We start from the raw sequence: 20,379 nt of genomic DNA, 5'->3' as shown, positions 1-20,379 counted from the left end.
ATGGCATTCGCCGCCGATCCCGACTTCAAGGATTACGCCGTCACCCCCGTTTTCAGCGGCCCCAACCATGAACCGGTGCAGCAGGAACAAAGCAACCCGGTCATGGACGGCACCCGGGCGAAGGCCCTGCAAGGCAAGGTCAACTTCGCCGGCCATTACATCCTGTACAGGTTCGGCTGTGGCGGCGGCGCCATTTGTGGCGAAGTGCTGGACGCCCAGACCGGTGATGTCGTTGGCGGTCTTCCGAATGCCTATGACGGCAGCACTTTCGACACGACGTATTTGCCCGATAGTCGCTTGATCATCATTTCCGGCGTCACGCTCGATGGTGAAGAAGACACCCAGGGAAAACGCCTGGAAAACCGTAACCGGGATCGGTACTACGAATTCGTAAACAATGAGTTCCGGCTGCTTGGCATGACCGACGTGGAATCGCCGTCAATTGATGAGGAATGAGTGGATGAGCCGACTACTCGCGGGCAGCCTTTCGCTGTTGCTCTCGTTTCCAGCTTTCGCCGCTCCCAAGGACGCCTACACCCAGCGCGATGTCATGCAATGTGGCGGCGTTGAAGTGGTGATGGTGTCGTCCTGCCGATCCGTGACGGTGGATGACGCGGAAACCCACCTCATCCCGGTTTGCTCCGACCAGACGATCAACATCGGCGGCAAAGTCTTGCGCCGCAACATCGACAAGGTTTCACAGCTCACGTCTGACGGTAAGAAAGCGAAGATGCTGAGTAACGTTGTCGTGGCGATGGATTGTGTGAAAGGAACCAAGGGCAGTCTTGTTTCGATAGGTGGCTACGGCGGTTGCGGTGCCTGTCCTGAATGGCACGGGTATTACTCGACAGTGGGGCGATTGGAGCAATACAGCTTCGATAATAATCAGCGCTCATTTGGTTCGAAGGGGTCCTGGGAAGAACTGATCAAGGCTTATGGCGTGACCAAGAGGCAGCTGCAGTCGGAAAGTCCCTCGGTTAAAAGGATCGACTATGGGCAGCCTTAAGCGGGTATTGATGATCGGCAGTCTGTGCAGCGCTATGAGCGCCTTTGCCGAGGACCCGCCGATAGTCGGTGTCGACGGGCACACGGTGTCGTTTCGGGCTACAGAATGGACGATGCCCGGTGTGGATTCGGCGACCGCATGGTTCACCGCCAATGGCAAAACCTTCCCGCTCTTTGGCGCCGATATTGGCGCCGATGGGCACTCCAATATGCTCAGTCCTGACAAGAAAACCTTGCTGCTCGACCCAGTGATATTCGGCATGTTGTCGGACGAAAATGGTGAAGAAAAGTTGGTGTCGCAACAGCATTGCACGGTTATCTCAATGGAGACTGGTTGCGTGTTGGCTGATCGTTCGGCCACTTTTTGTGTCGGGCAGTGGAAGGGCAATCAATGGGTTACCGAAGACGGCGATGTGCTCACTCCCGCCCTGGAGACGAGGTCTCCAAAGGACTTGCTGAAACATGTCACAAGTAACGAACTGGCGCAGTCTCGCGCAGAGTCCATCGAATGGGGCCTGGTCTATTTAAGTCCGGAGTCCTACATGGCGTGTCATGCCCCGGCGCAAAATGTTCAGGCCTATAACGACTTGGGTTTTTACCTGGCCGAGGGCGGCAAAGATGAGCTGGCGCTGAAGTTCTATCGCGGCGTTGAGGCCGTCGGCAAACGCACAGTGCTGATGTTGAACATCGCCGATTCACTCTGGCGCCTTGATCGCAAAGACGAAGCGCAGCGCTATTACAGCCAGTACCGCGACGCGATGAGCGCCGACGGCAAGGCGCAGAAAATACCTCAACGCGCAGTTGAGCGATCCGTCATTCAGGGAATGAAACATTGAACATGTTTGTGCGCTTTATCGCGTTGTCCTTAGGCCTGCTGTCCGCTTCAATCGCGCTCGCTGAGGACAACTGCAAAGTCATCACAGTGAGCTGGCAATACGACCAATGCGTGGAAGCCGACCGCAAGAGTGCCGATGCAAAACTCAATGCCAGCTACAAACTATTGATGACTCGATTCGAGTCTCAATGGAAGCGTCAGCCTGAACAAGCGAAGGCATACATGGCCATGGCCAGAGACTCGCAACGCGCGTGGATCAAGTTGCGCGACACCACATGCCCTCTCGAAGCCATAGAGACTGAAACCGGATCCAAGGCATATGCCACGCTGACCAACAACTGCATCGCCAGAATGAGTCTGGAGCGAGCCGCTTATCTGGACGCTGTCGCGCCGGATGATCCGAGTGAAGTGGTCGATGTCGCCAAGGTTTCCAACTCTGCCTCTCAACGCTTTGGTGATGTTGTTGCTCGTTATGTCACCGCGTTTGGTAGTCCGTGCCTCGATGTGCAAATCCTTGCGCCGGACGGCAATTGGAGGGTGTTGTCGTCCAGGCGCTTTTGCAGTTTTGACGGCAAGTCGTTCAGGTCGGGTTATAGCTATGCCGGGTTTGAGGATCACGTCTTTGCGGACGACGGTTTGCACGTGACGCTTAGTCTGACAGAGCTTCGTCCTACCGGCGAAAAACGCCTCGCCTGTGTAATTCCGATTCAGAACGAGCAAATCAAAGAGCTGAAGTGCGGCGTACCTGAATCATCGTGAGGCCACTCGCGCTGGTTTTTGAAGATTGATCAATTTGTCGATCAACAAGGAAGTAATGGAAGTGACCAGGTTCTCAAGTTGTGTGTGCATGCTCGTATCGATCATCGGTTTTACAGCACAACCGGCAGCAGCTGATGACCTGCAAACCATCAAGCAAATGCATCCGCCGGTGGTGGCATCAGTGGGCGAGCAGAAGATCACCGTGTTGTTTTTGAAGAACACGCTCAAGGGTCAGACGACAGGCGCCTACGTTCCCGGTGGTGAGGTTTTTTACTCGACGATGAGTGCCACGAAGCCGGAACTCTCGTTTGTGGCGCCGCTCATGGGTGATGAAATCGCGTCGGTGTTTTTCTTTGAACGCAAATTTCCTGAGCAAGCGGGGAAATCCCTGTACGTGCTCACGAAGCTAAAAGAGTCATACGGTAACTTTGAAGGCTACACCTATTGGACGCTGGAATTGCCGCTCATCAAGCAGGGGGAACAGTTGTCTTTGCGGTTTTTCCGCGGTGATCCACCAGACCCCGAATTGCAGAACTGTCGCGACGGCCGAGACCTTGAGCATGGCGTCGATGTCGTGTGTGCCTACAAGGATGCAGCGAGTATCAAAAAGCGTCTGGCAGACCTTGATGCAAAGATCATTGCCGATTCGAAACTGCAAAAGGAGATCCGCCAGACAGCGTTAAAGACCGACGATGACGTGACCAGTGTTGCTTGCCCCTCACCCAACTTTTCAACGTTCCTCTCAGCCTTCTCTGAACGCGCGGACGTGCAGAAAGCCTTCGTCCAGCAGCCGCTGAAAATGGTCACGACCGTGGCCGGTGATCCCGAGCCCGAGATGAAAAAAAGCAGCCTCAGCGGCGATCAGCTCAAGTTCCCGATTATCCCGGATCTGGCGAAGCGAGAGGCCCAGGGCCTGACGTTGACCGTCAAGGAAGAGCAGGGTGATCACGCCGTCGCCATCCTGCAGAAACCGGATACCGATTATGTTTTCGAGTATCGGTTTGTTCGTGGGCAATGCTGGCGGCTTGAAGAAGTCATGGATTACTCGCTTTGAAGCAGGTGGCAAGTTGAAAAGATTGGGCTTGATCGCGTTATTGCTGTGTTCTTTCTCTGCGGTGGCGGGACCGATGTTCCCGTCTCTCACGTCGTGCAGGGACGTTGGCAGCGACTGCGCGCTGGCGCTGAAGGACAACTTTCTGGTGGACGCACACTCTGGGCAGCGTCTCTCCGAGATGGAGGAACCGGTTGGAGCGATGAGTGGCTTTTGGCTGTACCGAGATGGCGAACGCTACATCCTTCAGGAAGAAAACTACTCCCAGGCGAAGTCGCGCCGCTGGCTGGTTTTCACCTACGACAGCGGCAAAGTTGTGCTCGAAGGCGCTTATGTTTTCTCGATCGATATTGATATGAACACCGGGCCCTACTGGCATGGCTATGACTGCCGAGGTGATGCCAAGCCGTTTGTCGTGCCAACGAAAGACTCGTTCAGTGAAGTCGCTTTGGAGGCGTTATGCGGGGAGGCCGAAGGCTGGGTCGTCTCGGGCGGGGATACCAAGGTGCCGGTGTCGGCCAAAGGGCTGGCCGTCAGTGTTCCCGTTTATCACGCCCGCAACCGCGATGGTTCAGCGACTTACCTGTTCACTGAAAGCGATGATCCGGATCTTTCGAAACTGGTTTGCCTGTCCAACTGTGCTGATATCGCGAAAACGCCGGAGCGCGTTTCGCAGGAGACGGCGCCGTTGAAGCGCGGACAGGATGGAACGTTGTGCTCGGATGACGAAGACATCTACTTCAGCTGCCCGCTGGAGGGCGGCAAGACGGTTTCTGTTTGTGCGCGGGGAAACAGCAAGCCCACGGCCGGTTCTGTTCAGTACCGTTACGGTGTGCCGGATAACGTCGAGCTGGTCTATCCGAAGAATGCTATGCCACCCAAGGGAAAGTTCTTTGTTGTAGATGCATCGGAAGGCAGCGTGAACCTGAACATCATCAAGTTCAAAAGCGGTGCGTATACCTACCTCGTTAACCAGGCCTTCTTGAGTTCTCTGAAGGTGCTCAAGGGGGACAAAGTTGTATTCCGGCAGTCCTGTAATGCCGGTGGTCATGCTTACGTACATCGGTTGGCGGATTTCGGGCTAGAGACGGCCCCAAAAAGCGCAGAGGACTTTCGCTAGTTGCTGTTGCCGAAGAATGGAAAAGGGGACTCAACGTCCCCTTTTTTCCGCTCGCGATTCAGCTACGGCTTGACCTGATACTCCCGAAATTCAATGTGATCGAGCGTGCCTTCCACCATCAACCGCACGCCATCCGCCATTCTGCTCAGGCCCAGTGCCATCGAGCGGCGGGGGCCGTCGAGGTCGTCGGCCAGGTTGGCGGCGAAGGCACTGATGGACAGGAGGTCTTCGGAGGCGTTGGCCATGAGGGCTTCAGCGTCGGCGTTGGGGCAGAGGGCGAACAGGCCACCCAGGCGTTTTGGGCGTGGGGCGCTGGGTTTGAAATGGTGGTCGAGGGCGCGTTCGGCGGCTTCATGGAGTTTCTTCGAGTCTGGGAATTCGTAGGGGGAAACTTCTTCGTCAGTGAGGGTTGGATCGATCATCGGTGTAAATCCTTTGGAGTTGGAAAGATTTGCCCCGGTTTTCGGACTTGCACATCCGGTCACCGATTTTGCGGTGACGGAAAGAGGTTATCGATGAACTCCGAGCACGCCTAGTTCATGGACAGCACCGCAGTTTGAAGGACATTTCCCAAGGATTTGCGGGGTAGAGGAACAAGAAACCATTGCTATCGGCAGCTCCTACAGGAATGTGTTTCTTCAGGTGTAGGACGGGGGATGGTGTGACGCGGAGCGTCACGGGATGCATTCCCACGCAGAGCGTGGGAACGATCAGGCTCAAGGCGTGACTTGGCAGTCATCATGCGAGAAAAGACCTGCATCGTCTTCTATCAGTCTTGGATAGTGGCGAATCCGTCCGAATCCCTTACACTCCCCCAGCCGTTCATTTTCCTTTTGAGGCTGTGCGCATGAAATTTCGTTTTCTTCTGTGGATGCTGGGTCTGTTGATGGGTAAGGCCAGTCGGACAAATCCTGCGTTCCAGCAGCAGTTGGGTGACAAGGATCTGGTGTTTCAGCTACAGACTCTGGACGGGAAAGTGGCGCGGCATTTCGTGGTGAAGGATCAACGCATTACCAGCAAGTCCGGGGTGGTGGCGGAGCCGGCGTTTGCGATTGCCTTTAAAGACGCGGCGTTCGGGTTTGCCACGATGCAGGCGAAGAACAAGCAGTTGGCGTTCATGCAGGGGATTCAGGACAAGTCGATCCAGCTCAAGGGCAACCCGGCACTGGTGATGTGGTTTCAGGGGTTGATGAAGTATTTGAAGCCGCGGAAGGCCAAGCCGAAGGCTGCTTGAGTCTGAGGTGAGGCGGTGACGCGGAGCGTCACGGGCTGCATTCCCACGCAGACGGTTCGACGCCTCGACGTGGGAACGATCCAAGCAATAAAAAAGGCCCCACACTTGGTTGAGTGTGGGGCCTTTTTTATGAGCGTAAGTCAGGCCTGGCTGAATTGCGAAGCCAGTTCGCGCAGGAGGACTTCGGCTTCCAGTACTTTGCTGACGACGTCATTGGCCTTGTCACGAGTAAGACCAACGCGCTCCAGCAGCGCATCCGGAATGTCTTCATCCGGCCCGGAGCCGATCCCGCGACCGCGTAGCAGGCGCACGGCCAGGCAGACGAGGTTCGGGTATTCGGCGTAGGCGCCGTCGTAGTTCGGGTCGTGTTGGAAGCGCAGGGCGGTGGCCAGTTCGTCCGGCATGTCCCAGTAACGCATCAGCCAGGAGCCGATCTGTTCGCGGCTGATGCCCAACAGGTGTTGCTCGACGTAGCTGTGGCACAGGTGCGGGTTGACCTCCAGGTGGCGGCAGATCAGCGAGAAGTGCGGCGGGAACACGTGGGCCAGCAACAGGTAGCCGAAGTTGTGCAGCAGGCCGGCGAGGTAGGTCAGGCCGGCTTCCGGGCGCTGGGCGCGCGGCATGGCGCGGGTCAGGCCTTCGATGACGGCGGCGGTGTAGATCGACTGCTGCCAGTACGGCGTGGTGTGTTGCGGGTGATCCTTGGGCAGGCTCAGGGTCTTGCCGAGGGCCAGGCCCAGCGCCAGGTTGATCACCAGGTCGAAGCCCAGCACGCGGACGATCGCGTCTTCCACCGACCGAATCTTGCCCGGCGAAGCGTAGTACGGCGACGCCGCCCAGCTCACTACCTGCGCAGCCAGCGCCGGGTCGGTTTCGACCACGCCGGTGATGTCGTCGATGGTGGCGTTCGGGTCGACGCGCAGCTTGATGATCTTTTGTGCGGTTTCGGCCAGCGGCGGAATCTCGATGGTCGCTTCCAGACGTTGCTGGATGCGCCGCGCGGTGAACGCCTGCACGGCCTGGGTGATTTCCTCGCGGTCATCGTCCGGGCGGTCGAGGTTCGGGCGGATGCTGCTCAGGGCTTCGCCGAAGTTGGCGGCGCTGGCCTTGGTCAGCATGGTCTTGAAGTCTTCGCTGGCGATTTCCAGCAGCAGGCCCGGCTCGCCGGAGTTGATCAGCAACTTCGGCTCGCGCAGCAGGCTTTCTTCGTAGAGGCACGGCGAACTGGTCAGCGCCGGCAGGCCCGGCAGCAGGCTCAGGCTGTGTTTGCCGAGCATCTTTTCCAGGCGCTCGGTGGACACGGCGGTCAGGCGACGGCCCGTCAGCTCGGCGAGGCGGTTGAGATCCAGCAACTGGCTCTGTGGAAACAGCACCATCAGCGCACCGACTGCGTCGTCCAGCAACACGGCCTGCACTTTGCGCGAGGCGTTGAGGCCGTGGTGGTCGAGCACTTCTTCGTAGGCGACGCCCAGCTTGTTGAGCAGCAGCCGAATAACAGACGGAGCGTGCGGGGATTCGGGGGCGAGAGCAGCTTCGGTCATGGTCTGTATCCGTTTTTGAAACAATTGCTGGAGTATAACCAGCTTGGTTGGAACGAGCTTTGAGAAACTGCGACGGTGCTCACACTTGGCCGTATTGCTGCCCGTGTCGCAGCCATCGGTCGAGCAGCGGGCTGACGTGGGTGGGCCAGCGTTCGAGCAATGCCTGGGCGGCATCGCGCACGGCGGGCAGCAGATCGGCGTCGCGCATCAGGTCGGCGACCTTGAATTGCAGCAGACCGGTCTGGCGGGTGCCGAGCATTTCGCCGGGGCCGCGCAGTTCGAGGTCTTTTTCGGCGATGACGAAACCGTCGTTGGTCTCGCGCATGATGCCCAGGCGCTGGCGGCCGATCTGTGACAGCGGCGGATGGTAGAGCAGCACGCAATGGCTGACCGCGCTGCCCCGGCCGACGCGGCCGCGCAACTGGTGCAGCTGCGCGAGGCCCAGGCGCTCGGGGTTTTCGATGATCATCAGGCTCGCGTTGGGTACGTCGACGCCGACTTCGATCACGGTGGTGGCGACCAGCAGTTGCAGGTTGCCGGCCTTGAATTCGGCCATGACGGCGGCTTTCTCGGCGGGTTTCATGCGGCCGTGGATCAGCCCGACCTTCAACTCGCCGAGGGCGGCGGTCAGGTCTTCGAAAGTGGTTTCGGCGGCCTGGCAGGTCAGCTCTTCGGACTCTTCGATCAGCGTGCACACCCAATAGGCCTGACGGCCCTCGGCGCAGGCGCTGCGCACCCGTTCGATGACTTCGACGCGGCGGGTGTCGGTGACCAGCACGGTGTTGACCGGGGTTCGACCGGGCGGCAATTCGTCGAGGATCGAGGTGTCGAGGTCGGCGTAGGCGCTCATCGCCAGCGTCCGTGGAATCGGCGTGGCGGTCATGATCAATTGATGCGGGCACATGCGCCCGCCGACGCCTTTCTGCCGCAGCGCCAGACGTTGCTGCACGCCGAAGCGGTGTTGTTCGTCGATGATCACCAGCGCGAGGTTCTTGAACTGCACTTCGTCCTGAAACAGCGCGTGAGTGCCGACCACCATCGGTGTGCCACTGGCGATCTGTTCCAGCGCGGCGACGCGGTTCTTGCCCTTGAGCTTGCCGGCCAGCCACGCCACCTCGATGCCGAGCGGTTCGAGCCAGCGCTTGAAGGTGATGAAGTGCTGCTCGGCGAGGATCTCGGTCGGCGCCATCAGTGCGACCTGATAACCCGCCTCCAGCGCTTGCAGCGCGGCGAGGGCGGCGACCACGGTTTTACCCGCGCCAACGTCACCCTGAATCAACCGCAGCATCGGTTCGTGCTGACTGAGGTCGTAGGCGATTTCGTTGCCGACCCGCTGCTGAGCGCCGGTCGGGTTGAAACCGAGGTTAGCCAGGTATTTCGGCGGCAGTTTCGTGGCTTTCGGCATGGCCGGTGCGCGCAGGGAGCGCATGCTTTCGCGCAGGCGCTGCTGTGACAGTTGATGGGTCAGCAGTTCTTCGAAGGCCAGGCGATGCTGGGCCCAGTGATGACCGAGGGCGAGTTCATCGACGTCGGCATCGGCGGGCGGGTTGTGCAGGTAGCGGATCGCGTCGGCCAGTGGCGCCAGTTGATAGTCGCGGGCCAGTTCGGTCGGCAACCAGTCGGGCAGGGTGGCCGGCTTGAGCAGGGTCAGCGTCTGCATGCACAACTGGCGCAGACGGGCCTGGGTCAGGCCTTCGGTCAGCGGGTAGACCGGGGTCAGGGTCTCATCCACCGGCGGCGGTTCGTCGCCGTTGATGGCGCGGTATTCCGGGTGGTAGATCTCCAGCCCCGAGGCGCCGGGCCGGGCTTCGCCGTAGCAGCGAATCCGCGTGCCGCGCTTGAGGCCTTCTTTCTGCGCGTTGCTGAAGTGATAGAAGCGCAGGCTCAAGCCGCCGGTGCCGTCCTGCAAGCGCACGACGAGGCTGCGGCGCCGGCCCATGACCACGTCGGCGCCGCTGACGGTGCCTTCGACCACGGCGTCCTGCCCCGGCCGCAACGCGCCGATCGGCACCACGCGGGTACGATCCTGATAACGCAGCGGCAGGTGGAACAGTACGTCCTGAAGGTTTTCCAGACCGACCTTGGCCAGTTTCTCGGCCATGGCCTCACCGACACCCTTGAGTGCGGTGACCGACACCTGCGACAGCTCCGTCATGACGCTGGCTTAACCGGCCGTGACCGGCGCGGCGGGTTTGGCGACCGAGCACAGGCGAATGGAGTCGGCGAGGATCTCGATGGCTTTCGGCCGCGGGAAGCTCGCGCGCCAGGCGATGGCCACGGTGCGGAACGGCACTGGTGCCGACAGTGGACGCACTTCGATCACGCCCGGAGCGTAGTGATGGCTGTCCACCGCCGACAGCGGCAGGATCGAGATGCCCAGGCCGGACGCGACCATGTGGCGAATGGTTTCCAGCGAGCTGGATTCGACCGTGGTGTGCTTGGCGCCGTCGTTGCCCTTAGTCAGGGTCGGGCAGGCTTCCAGCACTTGATCGCGGAAGCAGTGGCCTTCGCCGAGCAGCAGCAGGCTCTTGTCGTTGAGCAGCGCGGCGTCGATGGATTCTTTCTGGGTCCACGGGTGCTGGGCCGGCATCAGGACGTAGAACGGCTCGTCGTAGAGTTGCAGGGTCAGCACGTCGGCTTCGTTGAACGGCAGGGCGATGATGATCGCGTCCAGTTCGCCGTTGCGCAGTTTGTCGCGCAGCACGTGGGTGAAGTTTTCTTCGATGTACAACGGCATCTGCGGGGCGACCCGGTGCAGTTGTGGAATCAGGTGCGGGAACAGGTACGGGCCGACGGTGTAGATCGCGCCGACTTTCAGCGGGGCGGTCAGTTGGTTCTTGCCGGCCTGGGCCAGTTCGCGGATGCCCTGGGCCTGCTCCAGCACTTTTTGCGCCTGGGCGACGATGCCTTCGCCGACCGGGGTCAGGCGCACGGCGCTTTTGCTGCGCTCGAAAATCAGCACACCGAGTTCGTCTTCAAGCTTTTTCACGCCCACCGACAGGGTCGGCTGGCTGACGTGGCAACGCTCGGCCGCGTGGCCGAAATGCTGCTCTTGGGCGAGGGTAACGATGTAGCGTAATTCTGTGAGGGTCATAGCAAGCGTCCATGAAGATGCGGGCCAAGCATACCGGCTGCAATCGATAGACGCACGTTATCAGACTGAGTGATGAATGCGACACCGGGCAATGTCGGTTTGCCGTTTGCAGATATGAGAAAGGCACCTTTCGGTGCCTTTCTGGCGGGATCGAGCCGTGTTCTGCCAGTGCAGATCAGCGGCGGCGTTCCAGCGAGTAAACAAACGGCGCAACAATTTCGATCGAGCCATTGGTCAACATGTCGGCCGGTGGCTTGGGCAGCGGTTGAGCGCGGCGGATCATGTCCAGGGTAGCCCGGTCCAGATCAGCGTTACCAGAACGGCCCACCAGTTCGAACGACAGCACGTTGCCTTCGGCATCGACCACGAAACGCAGCCGGTTCAAGCCTTCCTTGCCCCGTGCCTGTGCGCTTTGCGGGTACTTCTTGTACTTCTGCAAATGCGCGAGCAGGGTGCCTTGCCAACTGGCCTTGGCCGCCAGTTGTGCTGGCGACGGGCCCGGTGCCGGCTGGGCGGATTTCTCCGTCGGCGCCTGGGTCTGCTGAGTTTCTGCCGGTTTTTCCTCGGAAGGTTTTTCCTTCACAGGCTCCGGTTTCTTCTCAACCGGTTTTGGCGGTTGCGGCTTCGGCTTGGGTTTCACTGGCTTGGGCACGGCAATTTCTGCCTTGGGTGCTTCGGCCAGTTTCGGGATCGGCAGTTCTTCGACCGGAGCCGGTGGCTGCGGTGGCGTGACGACTTTCGGCGGTGCAGGCGGTGGCGGGGCCGGAACCGGTGCCAGCTCGACCATCATTGCCTGGGGCGGCAGTTCGATGGGCGGGCGGGCGGTCCAGTTCAGCGCCAGCGCGATGGCCAGCGCATGAACGCCCAGCACCACGGCCAGGCTACCGCTGTAACGCGTCAGCTTATGGCGCGTCGTGATCATTTCTTGACTGCGCTCTCGAGTCCGACCAGGCCGACCTTCAGGTAACCGGCGGCGCGCAGGTTGTCCATCACGCTCATCAGGTCGCCGTAGTCCACGCCTTTGTCGGCCTGGAAGAAGATCGTCGTGTCTTTCTTGCCTTTGGTCCGGGCGTCGAGGGTGGCGCCGAGGGCTTCGGCCTTCACTTCGTCTTCGCCGAGGAACAGGCGCTGGTCAGCTTTCACGCTGAGGAACACCGGTTTCTCTGGCCGTGGCGCCGGTTTGGCGGTCGAAGCAGGCAGGTCGACCTTGATGTCCACGGTGGCCAACGGAGCGGCCACCATGAAGATGATCAACAGCACCAGCATCACGTCAATGAACGGCGTGACGTTGATTTCGTGGTTCTCGGCCAGATCGTCGTCTGCGCCTTCTTTCAAATGCAGGCCCATGGCCGATTACCCCACTTTGACCATGTGCGGCTGCGAGCTGCTGCGCTCAGGCTGGTGGTCGAGGTCGCGGCTGACCAGCAGCAGGACTTCTGCCGACGCATCGGACACCTGAGCCTTGTAACCGGCGATGGAGCGGGCGAACACGTTGTAGATCACCACCGCCGGGATCGCAGCGACCAGACCCAGTGCAGTGGCCAGCAGCGCTTCAGCGATGCCCGGGGCCACGACGGCGAGGTTGGTGGTCTGGGTTTTGGCGATGCCGATGAAGCTGTTCATGATGCCCCACACGGTGCCGAACAGACCGACGAACGGTGCGGTGGAACCGATGGTGGCGAGTACGCCGGTGCCGCTGCTCATGTTGCGGCCACAGGCAGCCACCAGGCGCTCGAGGCGGAAGCTCACGCGTTCCTTGATGCCTTCTTTCTCGCGGGCGTTGGTCGACAGGCGCATCTCTTCGAGGGCGTCGTGGACCAGCAGGTTGGCGAGGGTGCCTTCCTTCGCCGCAGTGGCGCTGGCTTCTTTAAGAGTGGTGGCTTTTTTCAGGGCTGCGATTTCGCCACGCAGACGACGCTTGGCGCCCATCAGCTCAAGACCCTTGGCGATCCAGATGGTCCAGGTGATGATCGACGCGATGGCCAGGCCGATCATCACGATTTTCACGATGATGTCGGCGTTCTGGTACATGCCCCATGGCGAGAGGTCGTGGGCCATGCCCAGGGTGTTGTCGGCTTCGAGGACTTCAGGTGCGTCTTCGGCGCTGGCGTCCACGGCTTGAACCGGGTCGGTCGCGGCTGGCGCTGCGGCAGGGGCGGCCGGTGCAGTCTGTTCGTGGGTGGCTGGAGTGGCCGGCGTCTGGGCGTCAGCGAAAGCGGCGGTTGGCGCCAGCATCAGGCTGAGGAGCAGGGCAGCCACCGCGCTCCAGGCGCGAGGTCGGTTGGTTGGCGAAGCGGGGATTTGATTGCGTGTCATGCTGGCCGGACCTGAGATAGAAAAACGGTGATGCTCTTCCAGGCCTCGTGAGGCCGAGAACAAAAGTGGCGTGCATTATTGCAAGTAATTCTTGTTAACAAAAGTAATAGAGTTGCTTTTTTTCCTTCATTGCTAGCCGCTCGTCCCCTGCCAAGGCTAGTCTGTCGCTTTCCGATGGGAGATTTTTGATGTCCGCGCCCTCTGTTTTGATCGCCGGTTGCGGTGATGTCGGCAGCCGTCTGGCAAAGCAATTACTGGCTGCCGGTTTTCAGGTGTATGGCCTGCGCCGGGATGTTTCACGTTTGCCGGAAGGCGTTATCGGTGTGGCCGGTGACTTGTTCAATGAAGATTGCCCCGAGACCTGGCCGGTCGGCGCCGTGGATTACCTGGTGTATTGCGCGGCCGCGACCGAGCACGATGAAGCCGGTTATCGCGCGGCTTATGTGCAGGGTTTGCAGCATGTGCTGGAGTGGTTGAACGACTACGGCCAGGTGCCAGACCGGCTGCTGTTTGTCTCCAGCAGCAGTGTTTATGGACAGCAGGACGGTGAGTGGGTGGATGAAACCTCTGCGACCGTCGCTGCCGGGTATTCCGGTCGGTTGATGCTGGAAGCCGAGCAGGTTGCGCTCAGCAGCGGCATTCCGGCGAGTATCGTGCGTCTGACCGGCATTTACGGCCCGGGCCGTGAATGGCTGCTGACCCAGGTGCGTCGTGGCTATCGCGTGGCGGTCGATCCGCCACTGTATGGCAATCGCATTCATGCCGATGACGCGGCGGGGTTGCTGGCGTTTCTGCTGGAGGCGGATCGCAAGGGTGTGGCGCTGGATGACATCTACATCGGCGTGGACGATACGCCGGCACCGCTGGCCGAGGTAGTGGCGTGGCTGCGCGAGTATCTGGGTGTCACCGAATGGTCGGAAGACGAGAGCGTGCGTCGAACCGGCAGCAAGCGTTGCAGCAATGCCCGGGCGAAGGCGTTGGGCTGGGTGCCGGCGTATCCAAGTTATCGCGAGGGGTATGCCGCGATTCTTGAAGGTCGCTGCTGACTTCCTTCCGGACGTAAAAAGGCGGGAGCAATGGCTTGCTTCCGCCTTTTTTGTTTCAAGCGCAGATCACTGCTTTTCGAGCAACCACTTGCGTTCGCCGGGGCTGAACTGCGGTTGTTCGTCCGCCAGTGCCGTGTTCACGGCCTGCAGGATTTCCAGTTCCTTGCCCTTGCGCACAAAGATCCAGTTATTGCCCTGACCGTTCTGCTGCAGCCACATGCTGTCGTTGCCGCTGCTCATCGATGCGCAGTCGCCCGCCAGACACAAGGCATAACGGTCGGCACCGGGCAGGCCGGAGACTTGTCCGTCGGCCTGGAATTGCACGGTGGCGCCTTCGCCCTGGCCGCTGGCGATCTTCCAGTTGCCACCCAGGTAGGCTGCGTACAGGGCGCGTTCGAAGCTGGCACCGATCGGTGCGCCTTCCGGCACGGGGATCTGGGCACGGTCGAAGAGCTGCTGTGGTTCGTTTTCGCTGGCGGCCTGGTGTAACTGGCCGCCGTCGCGCTTCAACTCGCTGCCGGAGCTGCCGTAGAAGTCGACTTTCCAGGCGCCGGACTGTTCGCCCAGCAGCCGTCCTTCGACGTTCTCAAAACCGTTGGTGAAGCGGGCCTGACTGGCCTTGGTGTTGATGTCCCATTCCAGGTTCGGGCCGTAGGCCTGAAGCGCTTCGCGCAGGGGGCCGCCCTTGGCGGCGGCATCGATGGCGACCTGGTTGATCCAGGTGCCGCTGATGTCACGGTCGGCAGGGTTGCTGGCGCAACCGCCGAGGAAAATGGCGAGCAGCGAGAGAGCAAGCGCTTTGCGCATGGTGGAATCCTTTCAAAACCTTTTCTTTACCGCAGAGCAGTCGGCGCGACCTTGAAGGGCCGCGCCGTGCGCATTACTCGATGACCAGAATGGCATCCATTTCAACCTGCGAACCCTTTGGCAGGGCAGCAACGCCGATGGCGGCGCGGGCCGGGTACGGCTGGTCGAAGTACTTGCCCATGATCTCGTTGACCTTGGCGAAGTGGCTCAGGTCGGTGAGGAAGATGTTCAGCTTGACGATGTCCTTGAACGAACCGCCGGCAGCTTCGGCCACGGCTTTCAGGTTCTCGAACACCTGGACGGTCTGGGCTTCGAAGCCTTCGACCAGTTCCATGGTTTTCGGGTCCAGCGGGATCTGGCCCGACATGTAGACAGTGTTGCCAGCCTTGATCGCCTGGGAGTAAGTGCCGATGGCGGCCGGGGCCTTGTCGCTGGTGATAACGGTCTTGGTCATGTATGACTCCTTGTAATGTTTGAGTTATGCACGCATGCGGGTGATGCGGATCACCCCGGTCAGGGCGCGCAGTTTCTTGATCACGCGGGCCAGGTGCACACGGTCGTGGACGCTGACCACCAGTTGGACGACGCTGATGCGGCCATCGCGTTCGTCCATGCTGATTTTCTCGATATTGCCGTCGGCCGCGTTGACGCTGCTGGCCAGCAGGGCGATCAGGCCGCGCTGGTGCTCCAGCTCGACGCGCAGTTCGACGTTGAATTCGCCGGTGACATCCTTGGCCCACGAGAGCTGGATGCATTTTTCCGGGTTGTGGCGGATCTCGCTGATGTTGCGGCAGTTGTCCAGGTGCACGACCATGCCTTTGCCCGCCGACAGGTGACCGACAATCGGGTCGCCCGGGATCGGCGTGCAGCATTTGGCGTAACTGAGCACCAGGCCTTCGGTGCCGCGAATCGCCAGCGGACCTTCCGGGCTTGGCAATTGTTCGCCTTCGCCGAGCAGTCGGCGCGCCACGACGTAGGCCATGCGGTTGCCCAGGCCGATGTCTTCAAGCAAATCTTCGATCAGTTCGAGGCGGTACTCGGTGAGCATCGCCTTCACGCGTTCGGCCGGAATCTGTTCCAGCGCGCTGTCGAAACCGTTGAGTACCTTGTTCAGCAGGCGTTCGCCGAGGCTGATGGATTCGGAGCGGCGTTGCAGTTTCAGCGCATGGCGAATGTGGGTCCGCGCCTTGCCGGTGACCACGAAATTGAGCCACGCCGGGTTCGGCCGCGCGCCGGGGGCGCTGACGATCTCGACCGTGGAGCCGCTTTGCAGCGGTTCGGACAGCGGTGCGAGACGACGGTTGATCCGGCAGGCGATGCAGCTGTTGCCAACGTCGGTGTGCACCGCATAGGCAAAGTCGACCGCCGTGGAGCCTTTGGGCAGCTCCATGATCCGGCCTTTGGGCGTGAACACGTAGACCTCGTCCGGGAACAGGTCGATCTTCACGCTCTCGATGAATTCCAGCGAGTTGCCGGCACGTTGCTGCATTTCCAGCACGCCCTTGACCCACTGACGGGCGCGGGCATGGGTGCCTTTTGGCTGTTCGTCACCGCTGGATTTGTACAGCCAGTGGGCGGCGATGCCGTTGTTGGCCATCTCTTCCATTTCGCGGGTGCGGATCTGGATCTCGATCGGTACACCGTGCATGCCGAACAGCGTGGTGTGCAGCGACTGATAGCCGTTGGCCTTGGGGATCGCGATGTAATCCTTGAAGCGCCCCGGCAACGGTTTGTACAAATTATGTACAGCACCCAGCACGCGGTAGCAGGTATCGACCTTGTCGACGATGATCCGGAACGCGTAGACGTCCATGATCTCGTTGAAGGCCCGACGCTTGCCGCGCATTTTCTTGTAGATGCCGTAGAGGTGTTTCTGGCGACCGCTGACTTCACCCTGGATGCCGTCGATGGCGAGGCAGTGGCCAAGGGACTCTTCGATCTTGTTGACGATTTCCTTGCGGTTGCCCCGGGCGCGTTTGACCGCCTGGTAGATCCGCGCGGAACGCATCGGGTGCATGGCCTTGAAACCGAGGTCTTCGAACTCGATGCGGATCGCGTGCATGCCCAGCCGGTTGGCGATGGGAGCATAGATCTCGAGGGTTTCCTTGGCGATGCGCCGGCGTTTTTCGCCGGACAGCACTTCCAGCGTGCGCATGTTGTGCAGGCGGTCGGCGAGCTTGACCAGGATCACGCGAATGTCGCGCGCCATGGCCATGGCCATTTTCTGGAAGTTTTCAGCCTGGGCTTCGGCCTTGGTCTCGAAGTTCATCTGGGTCAGTTTGCTGACCCCGTCGACCAGTTCGGCCACGGTTTCACCGAATTGCGCTTGCAGCGCTTCTTTGGCGATACCGGTGTCTTCGATCACGTCATGCAGCATCGCGGCCATCAGGCTCTGATGGTCCATGTGCATGTCGGCAAGAATATTTGCCACGGCAAGAGGATGCGTGACGTACGCCTCGCCACTGCGGCGGCGTTGGCCGTCGTGGGCTTGCTCGGCGTAGAAATACGCTCGGCGGACCAGGTTGACCTGGTCGTTGCCGAGGTAGGTCGATAAGCGATCGGCGAGGGCGTCTATGCTCGGCATGATAACTCCTGCCGTAGGCTGTGATCCCGCGCCGTGCTACGTCGACCAGGCATAGGCTTAGACGGCCTCGTTGGACTCGTCCTCGAACGCAGCGAAGACCGGGTCTTCGTGGACGATTTCCTGCTCGGCGATGAACTCGTAGCTCATCAGGCCTTCAGCGATTTCACGCAGCGCAACTACGGTCGGTTTGTCGTTTTCCCACTGTACCAGGGGCTCTTTGCCGCCGGTGGCCAGTTGACGGGCACGCTTGGTAGAGAGCATGACCAGCTCAAAGCGGTTTTCCACGTGTTCTAGGCAGTCTTCAACGGTTACGCGGGCCATGGTATTCCTCGGAGCGAATGCAATATGCGCGCTGCCCGGTTGGGCGAGCGGACTCAACAGTTTAAAAAATCACCAGCGATTAGGGAAGCGCTGATTTTTTGACCAGACTCTTCAACGCGCTGCAAGCACCAATGTAAAGCCCTTGCAGCGGTTTTGGGAAGTGCTGTTTCAGCCCAGCAATTCAGCCAGCAATTTGCCGAAACGCACTTGTTGGCGTTTCTGTTGCAGCTGATTGGCGCGGAAAATCGCTTTCAGATCGTCCAGCGCGTGGGCGAAATCGTCGTTGATGATCAAGTAGTCGTACTCGACGTAGTGGCTCATCTCGCTGACCGCTTCACGCATCCGGCCGTCGATGATCTCGTCGCTGTCCTGGCCGCGGTTGGTCAGGCGCTGGTGCAGGGCCTGCAGCGATGGCGGCAGGATGAAGATCGAACGGGCCTGCGGCATCAGCTTGCGCACTTGCTCGGCGCCTTGCCAGTCGATTTCCAGAATCAGGTCGTGGCCTTCGTCCAGGGTCTGCTGCAGGCGGCTTTGCGAGGTGCCGTAGAAGTTGCCGAAGACTTCGGCGCGTTCGAGGAAATCGCCGTGCTCGCCCATCTTCACGAATTCTTCGCGGGTCACGAAGTGATAGTTCACGCCGTCCACTTCGCCCGGGCGCATGGCGCGGGTGGTGTGGGAAATCGAGACGCGGATTTCCGGGTTGGCGTCGGTCAGGGCCTTGACCAGACTGCTCTTGCCCGCGCCCGAAGGGGCGGAAATGATGTACAGGGTGCCGGTGCTGTGGGTCATGTCGGGGTAGCCTTACTCAATATTCTGCACTTGTTCGCGCATCTGCTCGATCAACACCTTGAGGTTGACCGCCGCCTGGGTGCTGCGCGGGTCGAAGGCCTTGGAGCCCAGTGTGTTGGCTTCGCGGTTGAGTTCCTGCATCAGGAAGTCCAGGCGCCGACCGGCGGCACCGCCGGATTTCAGCACCCGGCGAACTTCGATGATGTGGGTGCTCAGGCGATCCAGTTCTTCGGCCACGTCGCTCTTTTGCGCGAGCATGACCATTTCCTGTTCCAGGCGCTGCGGGTCCATCTCGGCCTTCATGTCGGCGAAGCGGTCGAGGACTTTCTGGCGCTGGGTGGCGAGCATCTGCGGAACCAGTTCGCGCAGGGTCACCACGTCTTCCTCGATAGAGGTCAGGCGATCGTTGATCAGGCGTGCCAGCTCCGCGCCTTCGCGCTCGCGGCCGGCCTTGAGATCTTTCAGGCCTTGATTGAACAGGGCCAGCGCCTCGGCGTTCAACGCCTGCGGGTCGGTGGCGTCGGCGACCAGTACGCCGGGCCAGGCCAGCACTTCCAGCGGGTTCAGCGCGGCCGGGTTCTTGATCAGGCCGGCGACGGTTTCAGCGGCAGCGACCAGTTGCGCAGCGCGCTCGCGGTCCACTTGCAGCGGCTTGCCGGTGCTTTCTTCGGTGAAGCGCAGGGTGCATTCCAGTTTGCCGCGCGACAGGCCCTGGCGCAGGGCTTCGCGGACGGCGCCTTCGAGGTCGCGAAACGACTCCGGCAGGCGCAGATGGGGTTCCAGGTAGCGGCTGTTGACCGAGCGCAGTTCCCAGCTCAGGGTGCCCTGAACGCCGGCTTTCTCGACGCGGGCGAAGGCGGTCATGCTGTGCACCATGGCGGTGACCTCGCGATACAGATCGGCGCGGATTGAAGCTCCGCAGCTCGATATCAATGAATTTAAGCCGACTGGCAGCAAAGGCGCAGGATTGTAGCGCAGTGCGGCAGATGCGCCCAAACACACGGTGTGACAAAGGGCTGCAGGCCGTCGGCGAAGTGCGTTTCAGGGCCCTTGATCGACGGCCGGAATTTTTAAGCAGTGCCCAGGCGCGGTGCGCAGCTCTATAATGCTCCGCAGTTTTCCGTCCCCAGTACAGGTATCTCCTATGAAACGTCCAAGTGGTCGCGCTGCCGATCAGCTCCGCTCGATCCGCATTACCCGCAACTACACCAAGCACGCCGAAGGATCGGTACTGGTCGAATTCGGTGATACCAAAGTCATCTGCACCGTCAGCGTCGAAAACGGCGTACCGCGTTTCCTGAAAGGCCAGGGCCAGGGCTGGCTGACCGCCGAGTACGGCATGCTGCCGCGCGCCACCGGCGAGCGTAACCAGCGTGAAGCGAGCCGTGGCAAGCAGGGCGGCCGCACCCTGGAAATCCAGCGTCTGATCGGCCGTTCCCTGCGCGCCGCGCTGGACATGTCCAAGCTGGGCGACGTCACCCTGTACGTCGATTGCGACGTGATCCAGGCTGACGGCGGCACCCGTACCGCGTCGATCACCGGCGCGATGGTTGCACTGGTCGATGCCTTGAAAGTGATCAAGAAGCGTGGCGGCCTGAAAGGCGGCGACCCGCTCAAGCAAATGATCGGCGCTGTCTCCGTGGGCATGTACCAGGGCGAGCCGGTACTTGACCTGGACTATCTTGAAGATTCCGCCGCCGAGACCGACCTCAACGTGGTAATGACCAGCACCGGTGGTTTCATCGAAGTGCAGGGCACCGCCGAAGGCGCGCCGTTCCAGCCTGAAGAGCTGAACGCGATGCTGGAGCTGGCCAAGAAAGGCATGAACGAGATCTTCGAACTGCAAACGGCCGCACTGGCCGACTGAGACGGTTCGT

Annotated in this window: 22 protein-coding genes; 9 read left to right on the top strand and 13 right to left on the bottom strand. The window is 60.6% G+C overall.

Annotated elements, in window-relative coordinates; genetic code table 11:
- From AC07N4_RS17430 to AC07N4_RS17405, 6 genes are all read left to right on the top strand, one after another.
- The gene (locus tag AC07N4_RS17430) at positions 1 to 456 is read left to right on the top strand and encodes a hypothetical protein (RefSeq protein WP_102620698.1); all 456 of its coding nucleotides are present in this window, start codon (positions 1 to 3) and stop codon (positions 454 to 456) included.
- A 4-nt stretch (positions 457 to 460) separates the two neighbouring features.
- Complete coding sequence (locus AC07N4_RS17425) at positions 461 to 1,006, top strand: hypothetical protein (protein WP_102620699.1); 546 nt, start codon at positions 461 to 463, stop codon at positions 1,004 to 1,006.
- The gene (locus tag AC07N4_RS17420) at positions 993 to 1,841 is read left to right on the top strand and encodes a tetratricopeptide repeat protein (RefSeq protein WP_102620700.1); all 849 of its coding nucleotides are present in this window, start codon (positions 993 to 995) and stop codon (positions 1,839 to 1,841) included. Before AC07N4_RS17425 ends, AC07N4_RS17420 begins: the two co-directional genes overlap by 14 nt.
- 2 nt (positions 1,842 to 1,843) lie before the next feature.
- Complete coding sequence (locus AC07N4_RS17415; protein WP_102620701.1) at positions 1,844 to 2,599, top strand: lysozyme inhibitor LprI family protein; 756 nt, start codon at positions 1,844 to 1,846, stop codon at positions 2,597 to 2,599.
- Between the two features lie 88 nt (positions 2,600 to 2,687).
- The gene (locus AC07N4_RS17410; RefSeq protein WP_493065618.1) at positions 2,688 to 3,653 is read left to right on the top strand and encodes a hypothetical protein; all 966 of its coding nucleotides are present in this window, start codon (positions 2,688 to 2,690) and stop codon (positions 3,651 to 3,653) included.
- Complete coding sequence (locus tag AC07N4_RS17405) at positions 3,583 to 4,770, top strand: hypothetical protein (protein WP_493065619.1); 1,188 nt, start codon at positions 3,583 to 3,585, stop codon at positions 4,768 to 4,770. Before AC07N4_RS17410 ends, AC07N4_RS17405 begins: the two co-directional genes overlap by 71 nt.
- A 62-nt stretch (positions 4,771 to 4,832) precedes the next feature.
- Here AC07N4_RS17405 and AC07N4_RS17400 read toward each other — a convergent pair whose 3' ends face one another.
- Entirely contained in the window at positions 4,833 to 5,192 is a 360-nt protein-coding gene (locus AC07N4_RS17400; protein WP_493065620.1) for a DUF6124 family protein, read from the bottom strand.
- 425 nt (positions 5,193 to 5,617) lie between these two features.
- On the opposite strand from AC07N4_RS17400, the gene AC07N4_RS17395 reads away from it, so the two are divergent.
- On the top strand, positions 5,618 to 6,004 hold the full coding sequence (locus AC07N4_RS17395) for an SCP2 sterol-binding domain-containing protein (protein ID WP_011336568.1): 387 nt from the start codon (positions 5,618 to 5,620) through the stop codon (positions 6,002 to 6,004).
- Positions 6,005 to 6,144: 140 nt separating this feature from the next.
- Here the strand turns inward: AC07N4_RS17395 and AC07N4_RS17390 are convergent, their stop codons facing one another.
- The 6 genes from AC07N4_RS17390 to exbB form a co-directional block, all read right to left on the bottom strand.
- Positions 6,145 to 7,545, bottom strand: coding sequence for an aminoacyl-tRNA deacylase and HDOD domain-containing protein (locus AC07N4_RS17390; RefSeq protein WP_085708861.1), 1,401 nt, complete (start codon positions 7,543 to 7,545; stop codon positions 6,145 to 6,147).
- Between the two features lie 79 nt (positions 7,546 to 7,624).
- On the bottom strand, positions 7,625 to 9,700 hold the full coding sequence (gene recG / locus AC07N4_RS17385; protein ID WP_166221845.1) for an ATP-dependent DNA helicase RecG: 2,076 nt from the start codon (positions 9,698 to 9,700) through the stop codon (positions 7,625 to 7,627).
- 9 nt (positions 9,701 to 9,709) lie between these two features.
- Positions 9,710 to 10,639 carry a hydrogen peroxide-inducible genes activator gene (locus tag AC07N4_RS17380; RefSeq protein WP_007954418.1) on the bottom strand — a complete coding sequence of 310 codons (930 nt, stop codon included), beginning with the start codon at positions 10,637 to 10,639 and terminating at the stop codon, positions 9,710 to 9,712.
- 175 nt (positions 10,640 to 10,814) lie between these two features.
- Positions 10,815 to 11,561 (bottom strand): energy transducer TonB family protein, encoded by a 747-nt coding sequence (locus tag AC07N4_RS17375; protein ID WP_096817268.1) that lies wholly within the window; start codon positions 11,559 to 11,561, stop codon positions 10,815 to 10,817.
- A complete protein-coding gene (exbD, locus tag AC07N4_RS17370; RefSeq protein WP_096817269.1) occupies positions 11,558 to 11,986 on the bottom strand; it encodes a TonB system transport protein ExbD in 429 nt (142 codons plus the stop codon). The genes AC07N4_RS17375 and exbD overlap by 4 nt, the downstream gene beginning before the upstream one ends.
- Before the next feature lie 6 nt (positions 11,987 to 11,992).
- Positions 11,993 to 12,955, bottom strand: a complete 963-nt coding sequence (gene exbB / locus AC07N4_RS17365) for a tonB-system energizer ExbB (protein ID WP_493065621.1) — start codon at positions 12,953 to 12,955, stop codon at positions 11,993 to 11,995.
- 188 nt (positions 12,956 to 13,143) lie between these two features.
- Between exbB and AC07N4_RS17360 the strand changes: the two genes are divergently transcribed.
- A complete protein-coding gene (locus AC07N4_RS17360; protein ID WP_493065622.1) occupies positions 13,144 to 14,001 on the top strand; it encodes an SDR family oxidoreductase in 858 nt (285 codons plus the stop codon).
- 66 nt (positions 14,002 to 14,067) lie between these two features.
- Here AC07N4_RS17360 and AC07N4_RS17355 read toward each other — a convergent pair whose 3' ends face one another.
- The 6 genes from AC07N4_RS17355 to AC07N4_RS17330 all read right to left on the bottom strand — a co-directional run bounded on the left by AC07N4_RS17355 (position 14,068) and on the right by AC07N4_RS17330 (position 19,378).
- Positions 14,068 to 14,808: a putative periplasmic lipoprotein gene (locus AC07N4_RS17355; RefSeq protein ID WP_096817275.1), complete on the bottom strand. Its 741-nt coding sequence runs from the start codon at positions 14,806 to 14,808 to the stop codon at positions 14,068 to 14,070.
- Between the two features lie 73 nt (positions 14,809 to 14,881).
- The gene (locus tag AC07N4_RS17350) at positions 14,882 to 15,262 is read right to left on the bottom strand and encodes a RidA family protein (RefSeq protein ID WP_003229509.1); all 381 of its coding nucleotides are present in this window, start codon (positions 15,260 to 15,262) and stop codon (positions 14,882 to 14,884) included.
- A 24-nt stretch (positions 15,263 to 15,286) separates the two neighbouring features.
- Entirely contained in the window at positions 15,287 to 17,392 is a 2,106-nt protein-coding gene (gene spoT / locus AC07N4_RS17345; RefSeq protein ID WP_007954439.1) for a bifunctional GTP diphosphokinase/guanosine-3',5'-bis pyrophosphate 3'-pyrophosphohydrolase, read from the bottom strand.
- A 57-nt stretch (positions 17,393 to 17,449) separates the two neighbouring features.
- Positions 17,450 to 17,713 carry a DNA-directed RNA polymerase subunit omega gene (rpoZ, locus tag AC07N4_RS17340; protein WP_003229503.1) on the bottom strand — a complete coding sequence of 88 codons (264 nt, stop codon included), beginning with the start codon at positions 17,711 to 17,713 and terminating at the stop codon, positions 17,450 to 17,452.
- Between the two features lie 168 nt (positions 17,714 to 17,881).
- Positions 17,882 to 18,502 (bottom strand): guanylate kinase, encoded by a 621-nt coding sequence (gmk, locus tag AC07N4_RS17335; protein ID WP_003229498.1) that lies wholly within the window; start codon positions 18,500 to 18,502, stop codon positions 17,882 to 17,884.
- 12 nt (positions 18,503 to 18,514) lie between these two features.
- Positions 18,515 to 19,378, bottom strand: coding sequence for a YicC/YloC family endoribonuclease (locus AC07N4_RS17330; RefSeq protein WP_007954440.1), 864 nt, complete (start codon positions 19,376 to 19,378; stop codon positions 18,515 to 18,517).
- A 268-nt stretch (positions 19,379 to 19,646) separates the two neighbouring features.
- On the opposite strand from AC07N4_RS17330, the gene rph reads away from it, so the two are divergent.
- Positions 19,647 to 20,369, top strand: coding sequence for a ribonuclease PH (rph, locus tag AC07N4_RS17325; protein ID WP_085731379.1), 723 nt, complete (start codon positions 19,647 to 19,649; stop codon positions 20,367 to 20,369).
- Positions 20,370 to 20,379 lie beyond the last annotated feature (10 nt).

The organism is Pseudomonas sp. GW821-FHT09E04 (genome assembly GCF_059416185.1).
The sequence above is the reverse complement of the archived record's forward strand: the minus strand, read 5'-3'. Positions and strand labels throughout refer to the sequence as shown.